Annotated in this window: 14 protein-coding genes and 1 pseudogene; 12 read left to right on the top strand and 3 right to left on the bottom strand. The window is 35.3% G+C overall.

What is annotated here, in order from left to right; all coding sequences use genetic code 11:
* Positions 1–282: 282 nt before the first annotated feature.
* From cas6 to ACZ42F_RS08700, 10 genes are all read left to right on the top strand, one after another.
* A complete protein-coding gene (gene cas6, locus ACZ42F_RS08655) occupies positions 283–1,035 on the top strand; it encodes a CRISPR-associated endoribonuclease Cas6 (protein WP_464278677.1) in 753 nt (250 codons plus the stop codon).
* Positions 1,036–1,046: 11 nt separating this feature from the next.
* Complete coding sequence (cmr1, locus tag ACZ42F_RS08660; protein ID WP_464278678.1) at positions 1,047–2,177, top strand: type III-B CRISPR module RAMP protein Cmr1; 1,131 nt, start codon at positions 1,047–1,049, stop codon at positions 2,175–2,177.
* 57 nt (positions 2,178–2,234) lie between these two features.
* Positions 2,235–3,422 carry an RAMP superfamily CRISPR-associated protein gene (locus tag ACZ42F_RS08665; RefSeq protein WP_464278679.1) on the top strand — a complete coding sequence of 396 codons (1,188 nt, stop codon included), beginning with the start codon at positions 2,235–2,237 and terminating at the stop codon, positions 3,420–3,422.
* On the top strand, positions 3,415–3,816 hold the full coding sequence (locus ACZ42F_RS08670) for a hypothetical protein (RefSeq protein WP_464278680.1): 402 nt from the start codon (positions 3,415–3,417) through the stop codon (positions 3,814–3,816). Before ACZ42F_RS08665 ends, ACZ42F_RS08670 begins: the two co-directional genes overlap by 8 nt.
* A complete protein-coding gene (locus ACZ42F_RS08675) occupies positions 3,780–6,449 on the top strand; it encodes a CRISPR-associated protein Csx11 (RefSeq protein ID WP_464280239.1) in 2,670 nt (889 codons plus the stop codon). Before ACZ42F_RS08670 ends, ACZ42F_RS08675 begins: the two co-directional genes overlap by 37 nt.
* A 65-nt stretch (positions 6,450–6,514) precedes the next feature.
* Positions 6,515–6,712 carry a hypothetical protein gene (locus ACZ42F_RS08680; RefSeq protein WP_464278681.1) on the top strand — a complete coding sequence of 66 codons (198 nt, stop codon included), beginning with the start codon at positions 6,515–6,517 and terminating at the stop codon, positions 6,710–6,712.
* A 2-nt stretch (positions 6,713–6,714) separates the two neighbouring features.
* The gene (locus ACZ42F_RS08685; protein WP_464278682.1) at positions 6,715–6,966 is read left to right on the top strand and encodes an RAMP superfamily CRISPR-associated protein; all 252 of its coding nucleotides are present in this window, start codon (positions 6,715–6,717) and stop codon (positions 6,964–6,966) included.
* A gap of 34 nt (positions 6,967–7,000) precedes the next feature.
* Entirely contained in the window at positions 7,001–7,792 is a 792-nt protein-coding gene (locus ACZ42F_RS08690) for an RAMP superfamily CRISPR-associated protein (protein ID WP_464278683.1), read from the top strand.
* Positions 7,776–8,141 carry a hypothetical protein gene (locus tag ACZ42F_RS08695; protein WP_464278684.1) on the top strand — a complete coding sequence of 122 codons (366 nt, stop codon included), beginning with the start codon at positions 7,776–7,778 and terminating at the stop codon, positions 8,139–8,141. The genes ACZ42F_RS08690 and ACZ42F_RS08695 overlap by 17 nt, the downstream gene beginning before the upstream one ends.
* A 1-nt stretch (position 8,142) precedes the next feature.
* Positions 8,143–8,934: a hypothetical protein gene (locus tag ACZ42F_RS08700; protein ID WP_464278685.1), complete on the top strand. Its 792-nt coding sequence runs from the start codon at positions 8,143–8,145 to the stop codon at positions 8,932–8,934.
* Positions 8,935–9,023: 89 nt separating this feature from the next.
* Here the strand turns inward: ACZ42F_RS08700 and ACZ42F_RS08705 are convergent, their stop codons facing one another.
* The gene (locus ACZ42F_RS08705) at positions 9,024–9,581 is read right to left on the bottom strand and encodes a thioredoxin domain-containing protein (RefSeq protein WP_464278686.1); all 558 of its coding nucleotides are present in this window, start codon (positions 9,579–9,581) and stop codon (positions 9,024–9,026) included.
* A 194-nt stretch (positions 9,582–9,775) separates the two neighbouring features.
* On the bottom strand, positions 9,776–10,018 hold the full coding sequence (locus ACZ42F_RS08710) for a hypothetical protein (RefSeq protein ID WP_464278687.1): 243 nt from the start codon (positions 10,016–10,018) through the stop codon (positions 9,776–9,778).
* 166 nt (positions 10,019–10,184) lie between these two features.
* Between ACZ42F_RS08710 and ACZ42F_RS08715 the strand changes: the two genes are divergently transcribed.
* Together ACZ42F_RS08715 and ACZ42F_RS08720 are read left to right on the top strand one after the other, a co-directional pair.
* Positions 10,185–12,191, top strand: a complete 2,007-nt coding sequence (locus ACZ42F_RS08715) for a methyl-accepting chemotaxis protein (RefSeq protein ID WP_464278688.1) — start codon at positions 10,185–10,187, stop codon at positions 12,189–12,191.
* A gap of 156 nt (positions 12,192–12,347) precedes the next feature.
* Positions 12,348–12,911 carry a tetratricopeptide repeat protein gene (locus ACZ42F_RS08720; RefSeq protein ID WP_464278689.1) on the top strand — a complete coding sequence of 188 codons (564 nt, stop codon included), beginning with the start codon at positions 12,348–12,350 and terminating at the stop codon, positions 12,909–12,911.
* Here ACZ42F_RS08720 and ACZ42F_RS08725 read toward each other — a convergent pair.
* Positions 12,892–15,995: pseudogene (locus ACZ42F_RS08725) on the bottom strand (efflux RND transporter permease subunit). The gene ACZ42F_RS08720 and the pseudogene ACZ42F_RS08725 overlap by 20 nt on opposite strands.
* Between the last annotated feature and the right edge of the window lie 2 nt (positions 15,996–15,997).

Below are 15,997 nucleotides of genomic sequence, written 5' to 3' on the forward strand. Positions count from 1 at the left end.
TCTATAGAGACTTTAAAGCCAAAGAGATGCTTTCTGCCTTTATTGAAAGATTAAGGCAAAAGGCCAAGATTGAAATTATAAACCCTCAATACTTAAAATAAAATACCAACCCAAAAGGCCAGGTAAATCCTGGCCTTTTTTATTTTTTCTCCCTTAATTAATAAACCTCTTTTATTTTTCATTTCTCTCTTGAAAATCTAAAAAAGATATGACATAATTATTCCTAATTAAGTTTTTTGTAATGTATTTTTGTTTTAACATCAAATACTAAAGAAATAGTTAATGCGGATAAAACTAAGCCTCATTTCAGAAAACAACACACTACAATTACCCCTCCACTATAATCACATTCTGCAGGGATTTATCTATTCACATCTAGCTCCAACCTTAGCTAACTGGCTACATGAAGATGGCTTTAAATACAAAAATAGAAATTTTAAGGCCTTTACCTTTTCCAGGCTTATTGGCAAATTTGAGATTAAAGAAAAAACTATATCTTTTAATGGTCCAATTACCCTAAAAATAGCCTCTCCTCACACAAAAATCTTGGAATCCCTTGCAGAGAACCTAATAAAATCACCCTATATTCACCTTGCCAATCAATCATGTTATCTTAAGGCAATAGAAATTGAGGCACCAATAAAACAAATCAATACAGCAATAATAAAGGCCCTATCACCAATAGTTATTTACAGCACGTTATTAGATCCTCAAGGAAAGAAAAAGACATATTTCTACACTCCATGGGAAAAGGAGTTCTCAAAACTTATAATAGATAACTTACAACGAAAATGGATGGCATTTTTTTCAACAGACATAGCTCCACCATTAAATGGGGCATACATAAAACCAGAAAAGGTCAATAATAAAAATTTGTCCATTTTAAACTTCAAAGGGACCATAATCAAAGGCTGGACTGGAATCTACAAACTCCACCTCCCAGAACCTTACTTTACTTTTGCCTATAGTGCAGGAATAGGATCCAAAAATAGCCAGGGTTGTGGGATGATTGAGGTTGTGAGGGAAATAAAATAGAAGGAGCTTTTATGTCACAAAAACAAATAAAAGTAACTTTTGAAACTATTACTCCTATTTGGACTGGGGATGCCTGGGGAGATAACAAAGAACTTAGGCCTTCGAGTTTAATGGGGAGTTTGAGGTTTTGGTTTGAAGTTATTTGTTATTTTGCGGAGATTACAGATAAGAGTAATTATAAAGATGGAAAATTAAAGGATGAAGTTAATGAAAAAAAATTTAAAGAAAAAATTGTAACTAATGGTAGTGATTTTGAAGGTATTGATAAAACACTTGCCCAAATGGGAATAAGTTTACCTTCAAGAATTTTTGGGTGTACGGGATGGAAAGGATGGGTGAGGATAAAAAATATTAAACCTAGTGATAAAGATTATTCTTTGGGAAATAGTTTAGACTTACCATATGCATTGATCCTCAATAAAAAAAATATCAATGAAATAGAAGAGTTTAAAACCAGAGAGAATTTGAATAAATTTATTGACTCACAATATGAAAATGGCAATTTGAAAGATAAGCAAAAGGAATTTAGAAAAGATTACTCAGTCTGGTATGTTGCAATGCCTTACTTTTCGGGAAAATTTGAAGTTGTTTTTGAAATTGAAGAAAATATTATAGAATCTATTTTTTATCCTCTTTTAACCTTTATGGAAAAATTTGGATTTTGGGGAGGGAAATGGAATATTGGATATGGAAGATTGAAAGTAGAAATAGTAAAGAAAAAAGAAGGTGAAGAATGGACAGAGATAAATGGCTGGGGAAATAAAAAATTTAAATTCAGTCATTTTTATAAAAGTTTAACAACAAAGTTTGCTGATAAGGAATTCTTAGAGACTAAAATAACTTTTGATGAGATACAACAAAAAAATAAAATTATGTATCTGAAAAATCAGGTTAATAATACTACAGATGTTAAGAAAATTATAAAACAACTGATAATAATGAAAACAGAGAGAAGAAAATATTATAGAGATAACATTAATGATGTTAATCTAAGACATCTTTTATTTGGAACCACGAAAAGCCCTCCTGATAAAAAAGACTTACCACAAGGTACAAAAATAATTCCATGGATTTATAAAGAAAAAGGGCAATTAAAAGGTGGATTTGTTTCTATAGCAGGAATTTTGAATTTGGGAGATTGAAATGGGGAAAAAGATAAAACTTTTAAAAGTTTTCAAGAACTTGGCAAGGAGTTAAGAATGTCTGATGATAAAATGTGTTATGACGTATATCTCACAGATGTTGATTTAAAAATTACCAATGAAATTTTTTTCTTGAAAAAAGCTACAAAATATAATGTATTAGATGGAAGTAAAATAAAAGAAATGAACGATGATGATTTCAAGAGTATTTTCCCTTTTACTTCTGATGAGGATAAAAGCAATTTCAAAAACTCTAAAAATACAGAATTTGCACTTGCCTGGTTTAAAGAAAAAAACAAAAATTATTCTCCTCAAGAAGGTTATAAATCTCAAATAGAAAAAATAACAGAATTATTATCTGAAGATAATTTACAAAGCTATATTAACAACCTCATCCCTTACTCCTTTATCATTCATGCCAAAATAAAACTGACTGCACCATATTTCTCAAAAGACGATGATGAATTCTACCTTATCCAAAATCCGTGTTTAAAGGAAAAAGTATTTAAAGTACCGATGGTGAGAGGCAGCGGTTGGAAAGGTGTAATTGCAAAGGCATTTAGAGAATTGCTAAATGAAGGGAACGATAAAAAGGATAAAATTCAATCCTATTTAAGAATTTTTGGTACGGGATCTAATGAATTTAGGATGTTGGAAGAAACCATAAAAGGATTTGTGGAAAAAGGGAAAAATTTATCTAAAGATGATTTGATAAAATATTTTCTCTTTGAACTTGGTTTTAAACTGACAAAAGAGGATATTGAAAAGTTAAATAATGATAATGAAAGAGTAGAATTTATAAAAGAAAAATTCTGGTCGGAAATAGAGAAAAATTCAAATAAAGAATTACCGCATTACCTTACTACTCATAAAGGCAGGGCAATATTTTATCCCACATATTTTGATAAACTTTCTCTTGAAATAATTAATCCGCATAGCAGAAAAACAAGGGCAGGAACAAATCCCATTCATTATGAAGTTGTACCTAAAGGTACGACAGGGTTTTTACAAATGGTTTATATACCTTTTGACGGGGTATTGAGAAAAAATGAAGAGTTGAGAGCAGATGTAGAACAGGATATTAAGTTTTTAACTCAAGCAATAGAAAAAGCACAGAATATTGGAATAGGAGCTAAAGAAAAGTTGGGTTGGGGAAGGTTTACATTAAGTAATAAAAAATATTGTGCGAACAGTGAAATCGCTGATATTGAAAATTGGAGAAAATGTGAGGTTGAAAATGGGTAGTAATAACTTAAATCTTGGTAATTTAAAGTTACATAAAGATGATGTTTTAAAGACTGAGATTGGCGCTTTACTTTTTAATTTGGGGAAAACGCATATAGGGATTAGTAATTGGAGAAAATATTTTCCTTCAACTACTCAGCTGTTTAGCAGTTATAAAGACTATTATAAAAATGGTCATTTTGAAAATGAACTTGCTGGAGTAGATTTTAGATTAAAAGATTTTATCTTTAATGAAAAAGTAAAACTCCCTGACAATTCTGATAATGTTGATTGGAAAGAATTTTTTTACGGAGATTCTTCGAATGATGACTTTATAAAAAAAATTTTTTTCGAGGTTGTGAAAATATCAATTCCGGGATTGATAAAGGTTCTCCTCAAGATTCAAATCAGTTAGAAACATTATGGATATCAAATGCATTTGGAAGTGTAATAAGAGGTGAGATAAAAGAAGATGATTTTGACAAATCAAGATTATGTTTTTTTCAAAAATTTCACAGATTTCTGGAAGATAAAAAGTATTATAATTCTCCTGATTGGATAGAAATTAGAAATTTTATTTTTCCGGAAATTAAGAGTTGGTACTCAATGTTACTTAGTGATTCCCGTTTTCCTGTAAATGATGTTACGCTATGGGATCAGGCATATATGACTGCCTCTATGTTTAAAGCAACTCTTGCCGGTTTGTATCTTGATAATTCAAAACAACAGGATTTTATTAATAATCCTCAAAAAATCAAATGGTCAATACTCGGTATCCAATACGATAAACTCGGCCTTGCGGAAAAAGGATTAAAGGCAGCATCAATAAATTGGTATAGAGAAAAATCTAAAGAGGTTGATAAAAAAATTAAAGAATTAATTGAAATAGAATATCCTCTTGGCAATGAAGTTTACAGGGATGAAACAGGTATTTATTTTGTTGTTGCGGAAAATATTATAGGAGAAAATGAAGGAGATTTTTATAAATTACATAGTGACTTATCAAGCATTAAATCTGAAATCCAAAAGATTTTTACAGATGAATTTGGTGGTGAAATTTATCCTACAATCTTTTTAACAGAACCTTCACGCGGATTAATGAATCTGGGGCATCTTATAGAAAGAGCAAAAGAGAACTTTTTAAAAGCAGAACTACCTGCAAAATTTGAAGAAAATTTAAAATCACAGTTTGATGATAATCCAAGTGGTATCTGTCAGATATGTAAAATGCGACTTGCCAATAATGGTGGTACAGACAATTTAATATGCGATGTTTGCTCTAATAGAGCAGATGGCAGAGTGAAAGAATGGCTCAATAATTCTAATGCAGAAACAATCTGGCTTGATGAGCTTCAGGATAAAAACGGAAGAGTTGCACTAGTTACTTTGAAATTTGAATTGGATAAGTGGATTAATGGGGATTTGGTTAATAGTTTTGTAGTCAAAAGTGAAGAGTATGATGTATTTTTATTATCTTTTATAGCAATAATTTCTAATATTAGTAATACGAAAAATTTGGAAGATTTAGACACTTTTTATGATAGATCTTATAATAAAATTGAAGTTTTTATTTCCCTTTTTGATAAGAATGGAATACAAAAACCATTTGAAAGTTTATTAAAAGAAAAAATTCTGAAAAAAATTCTTTGTCAACCTCAAAGCAATTTAGCAGATAGGGAAATTGGTTTAAAAGATTTGTTTTTTAGGTCTTTAAATGTAGGATTAATTGTTTTAAGCAAACAGGTTAGTAATTGGATAGAATATATTCAGGATAAATTTTCTAATGATCCAAAATTTAATTTTGACGAAAATAGATTTAAAAATCAGGCAATTTTTAATAATTCTAGTTTCTCAAATTTCATAAAATCATCTTTTGTTTTTGGCTTTATAATTCTTCAAATTTATCAATTAATTCTTGAACGTTCAATTGGTTCAAAATGGGAAGAGTTTATTAAAAATAGTTTATCAAATAGCTCGGCAATTAATTTTGATAATAGAGAAATAGATTGGGGTAAATTAAACAATAATGATATAGAATTTTTATCTCAACTTCTTTTCCAATTTCTCCTTCGCAAAAATCCATCTCCTGCAAGATTAAGAAGAGTATGGGAGACAACACAAGAATTCTTTAAATATTTGGATTTGGGCTCAAGGATTCTTAAACTTGCAGAAATTCCCGAAGAAAGACAGAAAAGATTGGTATGGAAGAATGTTGATATTGAAGATGGAGAATATCAAGACAGTGATATTTTATTTTGGGCTAAAGATAATAACGTTTATTTGATATCTTCTGTTGATAAGATTTACAATAGAGAGGAGTTTAATTTAAAAAAGTATGGTGATAATGGAAGTGCAATAAAGACTTTAAAAAAAGATAAAGCCAATGAGCAATCTTACAGACCTTATTTCTCTATCCTTTCTCCTACACCTGTAAGCTGGCAATTTATTATCCCCGCAGAATATGTACCTAACCTTATTAAAAATATTCAGGAGGAGTATTACAAAAATTTCAAATGGGTTTACGGAAAATTGCCTTTGCACATTGGGGTAATTATTCAAAACTATAAACGGCCACTTTATGTTGGAATTAAAGCACTAAGAAAAATAAGAAGAGATAAACAGAATTGGGTAGATTTAAGGATTAAGTTGCCGGCAAAGGATTTTAAAGCAAGGCAGAAAACAGCTTTTTATTATCAGCAAAATCCTGAACATGTAGCTAATTGTGAAAATTTCTATTCTCTTTTTGAGAGAGCGGATAATGTAGATAAAAAGTATGAATTTTACCTGTATCCTAATAATGGAACGAAAGTATGGATTGATACCACTCAAAATGCAACTGATACTGATAAATTCTATTTCTACCCCAATACATTTGATTTTGAATTTTTGGATACAAATGTAAGAAGAAATGATATCTATTATGAAAAGTCTAAGAGACTGATTAAATATAAACAGATGAGGCCTTATGATTTACATGGTTGGCAATATTTTGAGGAATTTGAAAAATATTTCTCGGAGAAAAATCTTCTTCAAAACTTCAAAAGTTAATCTCATTAATCTATTCAAAACTTGAAGATTGGGGAGACGGTAATCTTGAGGCATTAAAGCAGTTTATGATTTCTGCTTTTGTAAATATACTTGAGTTGAAAGATAAAGATAAAAATGAATTTGCCGCCATACTTGAGGTTAATAGCTTTGAAGAATTAAAGAATATAAAAGGAAATAATTTTAGAGATAAATTATTTATGCTTATAGATATGTTTGAATTCTGGCATACATCATTAAAATTTGAAAATTTTAAGGAGGAATAAGAATGAGTGATAACGATGTTGTAATAAAAAAAAGTATTTATGCAATGGCAACGGATCCTGTTTACATAGGAACAGGTGGTTATACCATAGGAAGAGTTGATAATACTATTGTAAGGGATCCGATTACAAAAATACCTAAAATACCGGGAAGTTCTCTTGCTGGGACATGGAGGTATTATGTAGCATTGGAATTGCAGTCTGCATTTAAAGATGAGTATAAAAAAGATTTGAAAAAAGGGAAGAAAAAAAGATAATATAGAAGAATTGTTTAGTAGCCCTAAGAACTGGATGAAATATTCTGGTAACAGATTTGCCAGGATTAAATGTGCCGGGAAGGATGATGAGCCTCAAAGTAACGATGCAGGCCATTGCGGACACTGCATTGTTTGTAAATCATTCGGGTATTCAAAAAACAATAATTCCTGGCAGGGGATGTTATTCTTCTCCGATTTAAATATTTTGTTTTTTCCTGTTTATACGAGATTGGGAGTCAGGTGGATAAGTTCTCCGTCATTGTTAAAGGAAATTTCAATAGATGTAACCGTATCAGATAATAAAATAAAGACTAAAGTAGGGAATGAAAAAACACTAAACCTGGGATGGTTAAATTTAGAAGTTGAGGGTGGTTATACTATTGATGAAAGTAAAATACCGCAAGAAATAAAAGATAAAGTTGATATTAATAATATTATCATTGTCCATGATTCTCTTATTTCTCAAATTATCAATTCTAATCTTGAAGTGAGAACTTCCGTTTCAATCGATCCAATAACAGGAGCGGCAAAAGACGGAGCATTATTTACAAGCGAAGCAATACCGAGGGGTACCATTTTTTATGGTAATCTTAGAGTTTTTGATAAGAAAAGTTTTGGAGATGATAACTTACCATCAAAAGATGGTATTCTTGAAGCACTTGAAGATTCAAAAAAGTATTATGAAACACTTGGTATTGGTGGAATGACAACAAGGGGATTCGGAAGGATGAAGGTTGTTTTGAAAGATAAAGATGCTCAGCCAAATAGTGGAACTACTCAAAATACTGAATCTACAGAGGAGGCAAAAAATGGTACAAAATCTTGATGCTGTAATAAATAATATTGGTTATCAAATTGTTGAAAAGATAAAATCAAAAGGTAAAAAGGATAAAACGAAATATAAGAACGAAATAGACAAATCTCTTGGCGTATTATCTAATGACGGAGTTTATGCTTATTTTGTTTATGTTAAGTCTAAAAAAGTTGATGATATATTTCTTAATGAGATTAAATCAATAAGTAAATTTGTAGGAAATGATAATACTGAGAAAGAGTTAAATCAAGAATTCTTTGAAAAATTATCAGAAAACCTCTCTGAGATTCTCTTTTTCCGTGAAATCCTTGAAAAAATCCTAATTTATGCCCGTTATCATGCAAAGGCAATGGGAGATTAAAATGAGTAGTGAAAAAAAATGGTATAAACTTGTTTTTAAACAAATACAGCCTATTCATATTGGTATGGGCAGTTACGGCGTAATAAATGAAACACGCATTTTCATTCCCGGCTGGACAATGTGGGGTGCGTTAACTAAAGCATATAATTTAAAAAATGGGAAAGATTTGTCAAAAAATCAGGAAAAATTTGAAAACATATCCTGTTTCTGGCCCTGCTTTGATGAGAAGGGTGAAAATGTTTTATTTCCGAAATATAAAAATGGTGAATTTTATCTTGGAGATTATTCGGAAGAAAAATTTAGAGCAATGTTTGTGGATACATTTGTTTCTACTGCAGTAATTCCGGGCAGCAGAATGGCAAAGGATGAATCCCTACACGAAATAGATGTAATTTTACCTCAATTGAAGGCAGATTTTGTTTCTGAAAACAATAAAAAACAACTCTACTGGATTGGAATTATTAAAATTGATGAAAACATTAGTAGTTTTCTAGAAGTTGGAAAGTTAAAAATAAGTGTTGGTGGAGACATAAGATATGGACTGGGTCAACTTCTCTTGACAAACAAAAAAGAGCTAACAAACGAAGAAAATTGGTCCAGCAAAGAAAATATTGCAAATTTTGTTCAATTTAGATCAACAAACTTAAAAGCAGGTCAAATAGAACTTATCGCTGAAATGGATTTTACAAGAGGTAAACCAATTATAAATGAAGCAAGTTATTATTCTAGAGTAGGTAGCAAAATAACTATTGAAGTTAATATAGACTCATTAAACAAAGGAAAATATATTTAAAAATAAATTTCTATCTAGAACCCGTCTGAGACCAACCCAAAAGGCCAGGTAAATCCTGGCCTTTTTTTGTTCCCTGTTTCCAAAAACTTTTACCTGGGCTCTCCTGCAGAAAAGTTCAATACCCTTTGCACGTATCCTTCGTCTTTAAGATAATCGATAATGGTCCTGGAACCGGTAAGAATGACCTTTTTGCCAGGATTTTCTTCTAAAATTAAGGTGGGAACTCCAGTAAAACCTTGAGCTAAAAAGTATTGCTGGACCTTTTTAACTTCACTGGCCAAATTGGGCGCAACCTTTTCCTTACTTACATCCACTTCCCCTGATTCTACCTTTAAAATTTCCAGAAAAGGATTACCTTTGGTACCTTCAGAGTTTAAAATATAGCTTAAACGCTTAAAATCAGCTTCTTTGCTATCCAGGGGAAAAATGTGCCAGCTTATCTCAGCTACTTTGGGGTTTACAGCCAGATTGGCCAGGACTTTACTGCAGTGCTCACAGTGAAAACTCATAAACAAATAGGCCCTGGGGAAAAGCGGAGCATCTTCTTTAGCCCAGGAAATCAAATTTAACTCTTCTAATTTTAAGGGCTTAAGAGCATCTTGTTTATTAGCAGGTAAAGATAATAAAGCAAAAGATCCTATAACCAATCCATATAAACTACAGCCTAAAAGAAAGGAAAGGTACTTTTGCTGGCTAAAGGTAAAGCTAAACCAGCTAATAAGTAAAATCCCGGCAAAAATAAAACAAATTTGACAGAAAGTTTTGATAATAAAAATTTGAAATCCCAGAAGGACTCCATCTACGATAAAACCTGCACAAAAAAGTCCATATATTATCTTTTTTAAGTAAGTTTTATCTGGAGAACGAAAATAAAGAAAATGAAAGAGAAAAGAACAAGTAAAAAAACAAAACCCAAAGCAATTAAATATGTATCTTCAAAGCGAATATAATTTCCCACCAGAGAACAGCTTTCAGTGCTACAAAGACTTTTTCCCTTATTAAAACGCCAGAACAATTCCACACCCAAAAAAAGAGCACCCAAAAAGGGGAAAATCTGTCCTAAAATCCTTTCCCAAGTCTTCATACAAGCTCCTTTTCTATGTTTGCCTTCCCATAATAAACTTTTTCTAAATTTACAACCAGGAAAACTTGAAACCAGCTTCCAAAGAAGAAAGGAAAAAAATCTTCTCATTGACAAAAAAACTTTCCTTTTCTAAAATCAGGTAAAAATCTCTTTTTAGGAGAATCCCATGCGTCTATCCATAAAAACCAAACTCCTGGCCTTAGTAATTTTAGGGATTTTAATTCCAGTAGTTATTAGCTTTAGTATCTTTAGTTACCATCTCAAAGAGCTCTCCCTAAATTCCTTTAAAAGTTCTGTAAACAATATCCTCACTCAGTTTGATCAAAATATAAATCTATTTTTTCAGGAGTCCAAAGCCAATGTAGACGCCATTACCAAATTTCACTTAATGCAAAAAATAGATGATACTATCACTTCTCTGGTGGACACAGAGCAAGCTACCAAATCCATTCCCAGAGAGGACGACAAATTGGGACAAGAAATTGTTCTTTTTATGCAATCCTTGCAAAAGAGCCATCCCAACTATCTGGATGTCTATATAGGCACTAAATACGGCGGTTTTTTATTGGCCAGGGTGGATGAGCTTCCAGCCCATTATGACCCCAGGAAGCACCCCTGGTATCAAGAAGCAGTGGCCAAACCTGGCCAGGCTATTATTTCCAAGGCCTATCTCTCCACTACAGGCGGAGCGACCTTAAGTATTGCCAAGACCATTACAGCCAATAATGGAGAAGTTCTGGGCGTAGCAGCCATAGATATTTCCCTGGAAGTTTTAACCAATATGGTAGCTAAAGCCCAAATAGGCAAAACAGGATACATTATTATGCTCCAGGACGATGGAGTGATTTTAGCTGATTCGCAAAATCCAGAACACAACTTTAAAAAAGTGGAAGAAGTAAATGCTGTTTATGCCAACCTTTTCAATACATCTAAGGACTTTACAGAAGTAACCATTAAGGGCAAACCTTATTATGCCAAAGTATTTACCTCCCAAGCCCTGGGCTGGAAATTTTTTGCCTTTATAGAAAAGGCAGAAATCCTTGCTCATGTTTATAGCTCTATTAAAACCGCCCTCCTTTACTCCAGCCTGGTGCTCTTGATTATGATTGTTTTAACCCTGTTAGTAGCCCAGAAAAACATCCTGGCGCCCCTGGCCAAGACCGTGAGTTTTGCCCAGGAAATTGCTCAAGGCAATTTAACTGCCCGCATAGAATTAAATTCTAAAGACGAGCTAGGCACTTTAGCTCAGGCCCTAAACAACATAGGCACCAAGCTAAAAGAAATGTTCAGGATAGACGACCTTCGCCATCTGGCTGAAGTACTTACCTCTTCTGCTGGCTCCATGGATTCCATGTCTGAAGAGTATTCTAAACGCTCGGAAAACATTGCTTCCAGGGCCAACACAGTGGCTACAGCAGCTGAGGAAATGAGTGTAAACATGCAAAATGTAGCTCAGGTCATGGAAAGTTCTGCTGAGGCTACCTCTACCATTGCCACTGCTTCAGAAGAGATGAGTGCTACCATTTCAGAAATAGCCACCAACACAGAAAAGGCCAAGGTAATGACCAATGAAGCTGTAAATAAAGCTGTAAACACCACAGAAAAGGTCAATGCTCTGGGTGAGGCTGCCAAGGAAATCTCCCAGGTAACAGAAACCATTACAGCTATATCCTCGCAAACCAACCTCCTGGCCCTGAATGCTACCATTGAGGCAGCCAGGGCAGGAGAAGCAGGCAAGGGGTTTGCTGTAGTGGCCAATGAAATTAAAGAATTGGCCCAGCAAACAGCCAAGGCCACTGAAGAAATCAAGGAAAAGGTGAAAAATATTCAACAAGCCACAGAAGTTACTGTAACGGATATTGAAGATATTTCTTCTGCCATTAGCGAAATTGATTCCATTATTTCTACCATTGCTGCAGCAGTAGAAGAGCAATCTGTAACCACCAGAGATATAGCTCAAAACATTGGAGGTGTTTCCCAAAACATTGGGGAAGTAAATGAAAATATCAACCAGAGTTCTCAGGTAGCCGGGGAAATCGCTCAAGATATTGCTACGGTAAACAATGAAATCAATGAAATGGCAACCAGTTCCAGCCAGCTCAAACAAAGCGCAGAACAACTCATTCAACTGGCAGAGGAGTTAAAAAAGATTATCCAAAACTTCAAAGTCTAGGAAAATCCAGGTTGGTACCTTTCTCCTGTGCACATTTTTAGTGCAAAAAATTGCACTAAAAAATTCCTTTTCTCTTCCAAGTTAAGGGTTTAATAGTCCTTTTTCTGGCCCCAATCTTGTATTCTATTCTCAAAACCTAAAAAAGGAGAATTTTCCATGAAAAGTAAAAATCTCTTGGTCATTTTTATTGCCCTGGTAGCTGGAGCCTATATTGGCTTTGTGGTTTTCAGCTTGATTATGCCAACCTCAAACCCACCTGCTCAAGCACCTGGCAGTTCTGAGCCAGCTATTCCTGCAGCCATGCAACAAAGAATTCAGGAACTGGAAACTCAAGCCCAAACCGATGTAAACAATGTGCTGCTTTTTACGGAACTGGGCAACCTATACTTTGATACAGGTCAATATCAAAAGGCCATAAAAGCTTACAACCGCTCTCTGGAACTAAACCCTCAAAATCCCAATGTCTGGACTGACTTAGGCGTTATGTACAGAAGGACAGGACAGTTTCAAAAGGCCCTGGAAGCTTTTAATAAAGCCTTAAACATAGACCCAAAACATCAAACCACCCTTTTTAATAAAGGAGTAGTGCTTTTCTTTGACCTCAATCAAAAAGAAGAAGCCCTCAAATCCTGGCAAAACCTGGTAAAGATTAACCCCAACTACAAGACCCCTTCTGGCGATTTGCTTAAAGATATCATAGCTAACTTAAAGGCCAATTAGCTCTTTTTAGAAAGCCAGATGAAAAGAGGGGAGTAAAAAAGAGCATTAAGAAAATGCCACTAAACATGCCAGCAATGACTGCTATCCCCAGATAAAAACGGCTGGCAGCTCCAGCTCCAGAAGACAGGAGTAAAGGCACCACTCCCAGGATAAAAGTAAAGGCAGTCATTAAAATGGGACGAAAGCGGAGTTTGGCAGCCTCACAGGCTGCCTCAAAAGGTGATAAGTTTTGTTCTTCTACCAGGACTTTGGCAAATTCAGCAATCAAAATGGCTGTTTTAGAAGTAAGGCCAATTAACAAAATTAACCCCAATTGAGTGTAGAGGTTTACATCCAACCCCAGAAGAAAGTAAATACCTATCAAACCCACAAAGGCAAAGGGCACAGAGAGCATAACTGCCAGGGGCAAGGTCCAGCTTTCATACAAAGCACACAAAATTAGGTAGGCAAAGAAAGTGGCCAAGAGGAAAATCTTGCCAGCCTGGCCTTGAGTAGCCTGCTCTTGATAAGACATGCCTGTCCACTCATAACTATAGCCCAAGGGCAGATTTTCTTCCAAAAAGGACCCAATCTCCTTGAGCACTATTCCTGTACTAAAACCTGGTTTTAAATTCCCACTAAGAGTAGCTGCTGTTTTCAAGTTATAGCGGTGTACCAGCTTGGGACCCACTGTTTTTTGCAAACGCACTAAACTTCCCAGGGGAACCCTTTTTCCCTCTTGATTTAAAACCTTTAAACCTAAAATATCTTCCAGTTTATCTCTACTGGTGGGATTCCCAGCCACTCTAATCTGGTAGTTTTTACCAAACTTATTAAAATCATTTACATAAGCAGAGCCAAAGACCACAGACAGGGTGGTAAAAACATCATCAATATTCACACCCAAACTATTGGCTTTAAGACGGTCCAGGTTAATAAAAACCTGTGGATCCTTGGCCTGATAAGAGGTAAAGATGGAAGCAATGCTGGGTTTTTGATTAAGCCCAGCCAGGACTTTATACACAGTATCTTCCAGTTCTAAAGGTTTTAGCTCTCCTTCCTGTTGGAGTTCCAGTTGAAAGCCTCCCACTCCGCCAATGCCAATAATGGCTGGAGGAGGAAAGGCAAAGACATTGGCCTCATCAACCTGATAGGCTAGTTGCCACAATCTGGTGATAACAGCTTGCAGGCCAAATTCTGGAGACTTTCGCTCTTCCCAGGGTTTTAAAATGAGCCACATGGCCGCACTATTGCTGGCAGGAGCACCGTCTAAAAGGGAATAGCCAGTAACACTGACAAAACCAGAAAGGGCAGGTTCCTTTTGCAAACTCTTGTTGATTTTGTCTACTACCTCTTGGGTTCTCTGCTTAGAAGCACCATTGGGAAGCTGAATGGCCAGCATAACATAGCCCTGGTCTTCTTGAGGCAAAAAGCCCGTGGGCAAAGACACAAATCCCTTGTAAGCGCCAAAAAGCAAGAGGAGAAAAATATTCCTCCTAAAACAGATTTTCTCAAAAATAAAACCAGTACTCGCAAATAACCATTGCGAACCTTTACAAAACCCTGGTCAAAGAGGCGAAAAAACCAGTTCTTTTTGCCTTTGGGCCGCAAAAAAACAGCACACAGGGCAGGACTCAGGGTAAGGGCATTGATGGAGCTAAATACGGTGGCTACAGAAATGGTCAACCCAAACTGGGTAAAAAGCTGCCCGCTAATACCCTCTAAAAACACAGTGGGCACAAAAACAGAGAGCAAAACCAGGGTGGTGCCAATAACAGGGCCTGTTACTTCCTGCATGGCCCTTAGACTGGCTTCTTGAGGGGTGAGTTGATTTTCTTCTATGTGGCGCACCACATTTTCTACCACTACAATGGCATCATCTACCACAATCCCAATGGCCAAAACCAGACCAAAAAGGGAAATAAGGTTCAAACTAAACCCTAAAAGGTGCAGCACCAAAAAAGAGGCAATCAGAGAAACAGGAATGGCTATGCCAGGGATAAGAGCTGCCCGCCAGTCTTCTAAAAAGAGAATCATGGTCAAAAAGACCAATAAAAAGGCAGAAATAAAAGTAAACAAAACCTCTTCAAAAGCTGCATTAACAAAGCGAGTAGAGTCAAAAGGAATGGTATATTTTAAACCTGGAGGAAATTTTTGGGCCAGTTCTTTCATCTTTTGCTCTACTAAAGTAGCGACCTGCAGGGCATTGGCAGAAGGAGACTGAAATATGGCAATGGCTGCAGCAGGAATGCCTTTGTACTGGCTGGAAATGGAATAGGTAACTGCGCCCAATTCCAGGTTGGCCACATCCTTAAAACGAATCAAACGGCCATCTGGCCACTTTTTGATAACAATCTGGCTAAACTCTTCCAGTTCGCTCAAGCGCCCTTTTACCTGCAAAGGCAACTGAAATTGCTGACCAGCCGGTGCAGGTGGATTGCCTATACTACCTGCTCCCACCTGGACATTTTGAGATTCTATAGCCTGAATTACTTCAGGGATGGTTAAGTTCAACTCCTGAATCTTTTCTGGATTAAGCCATACCCGCAAGGAGTATTCACCAGCGCCAAAAACCTGGACATCTCCTACCCCGGGTAAACGCTTAAGTTCATTTTTTAGATGTAATACTGCATAGTTGCTTAAAAAAAGCTCGTCCAATCCCTTATCTTCAGAAAAAAGGCTAATAAACATTAAAATATTGGTAGTCTGCTTCCTGAGCTCTAAGCCCAGCTTTCGCACTTCCTGGGGTAAAAAGGGCTCTGCTTTGGAAAGACGGCTTTGGACCTGGACCATGGCCTGGTCCAAATCAGTGCCTACCTTAAAGGTAATGGTTAGACGGTATTCTCCATTATTGGAGCACACAGAAGAAAGATACAGCATGTTTTCCACGCCATTTACTTCCTCTTCAATGGGCCTGGCCACATCTCTGGCCACATCCAGGCTATTGGCTCCAGGATAGTTGGCAGAAATTACCACACTGGGGGGCAAGATGTCAGGATACTGGGAAATGGGCAATTTAAAAAAGGCCAGCATTCCCAGGATAACCAGGACAATGGAAATAACTGCAGACAGGATAGGTCTTTTGATAAAAAAACTACTAAACATCT

It is taken from the genome of Desulfonauticus autotrophicus, from assembly GCF_055381725.1.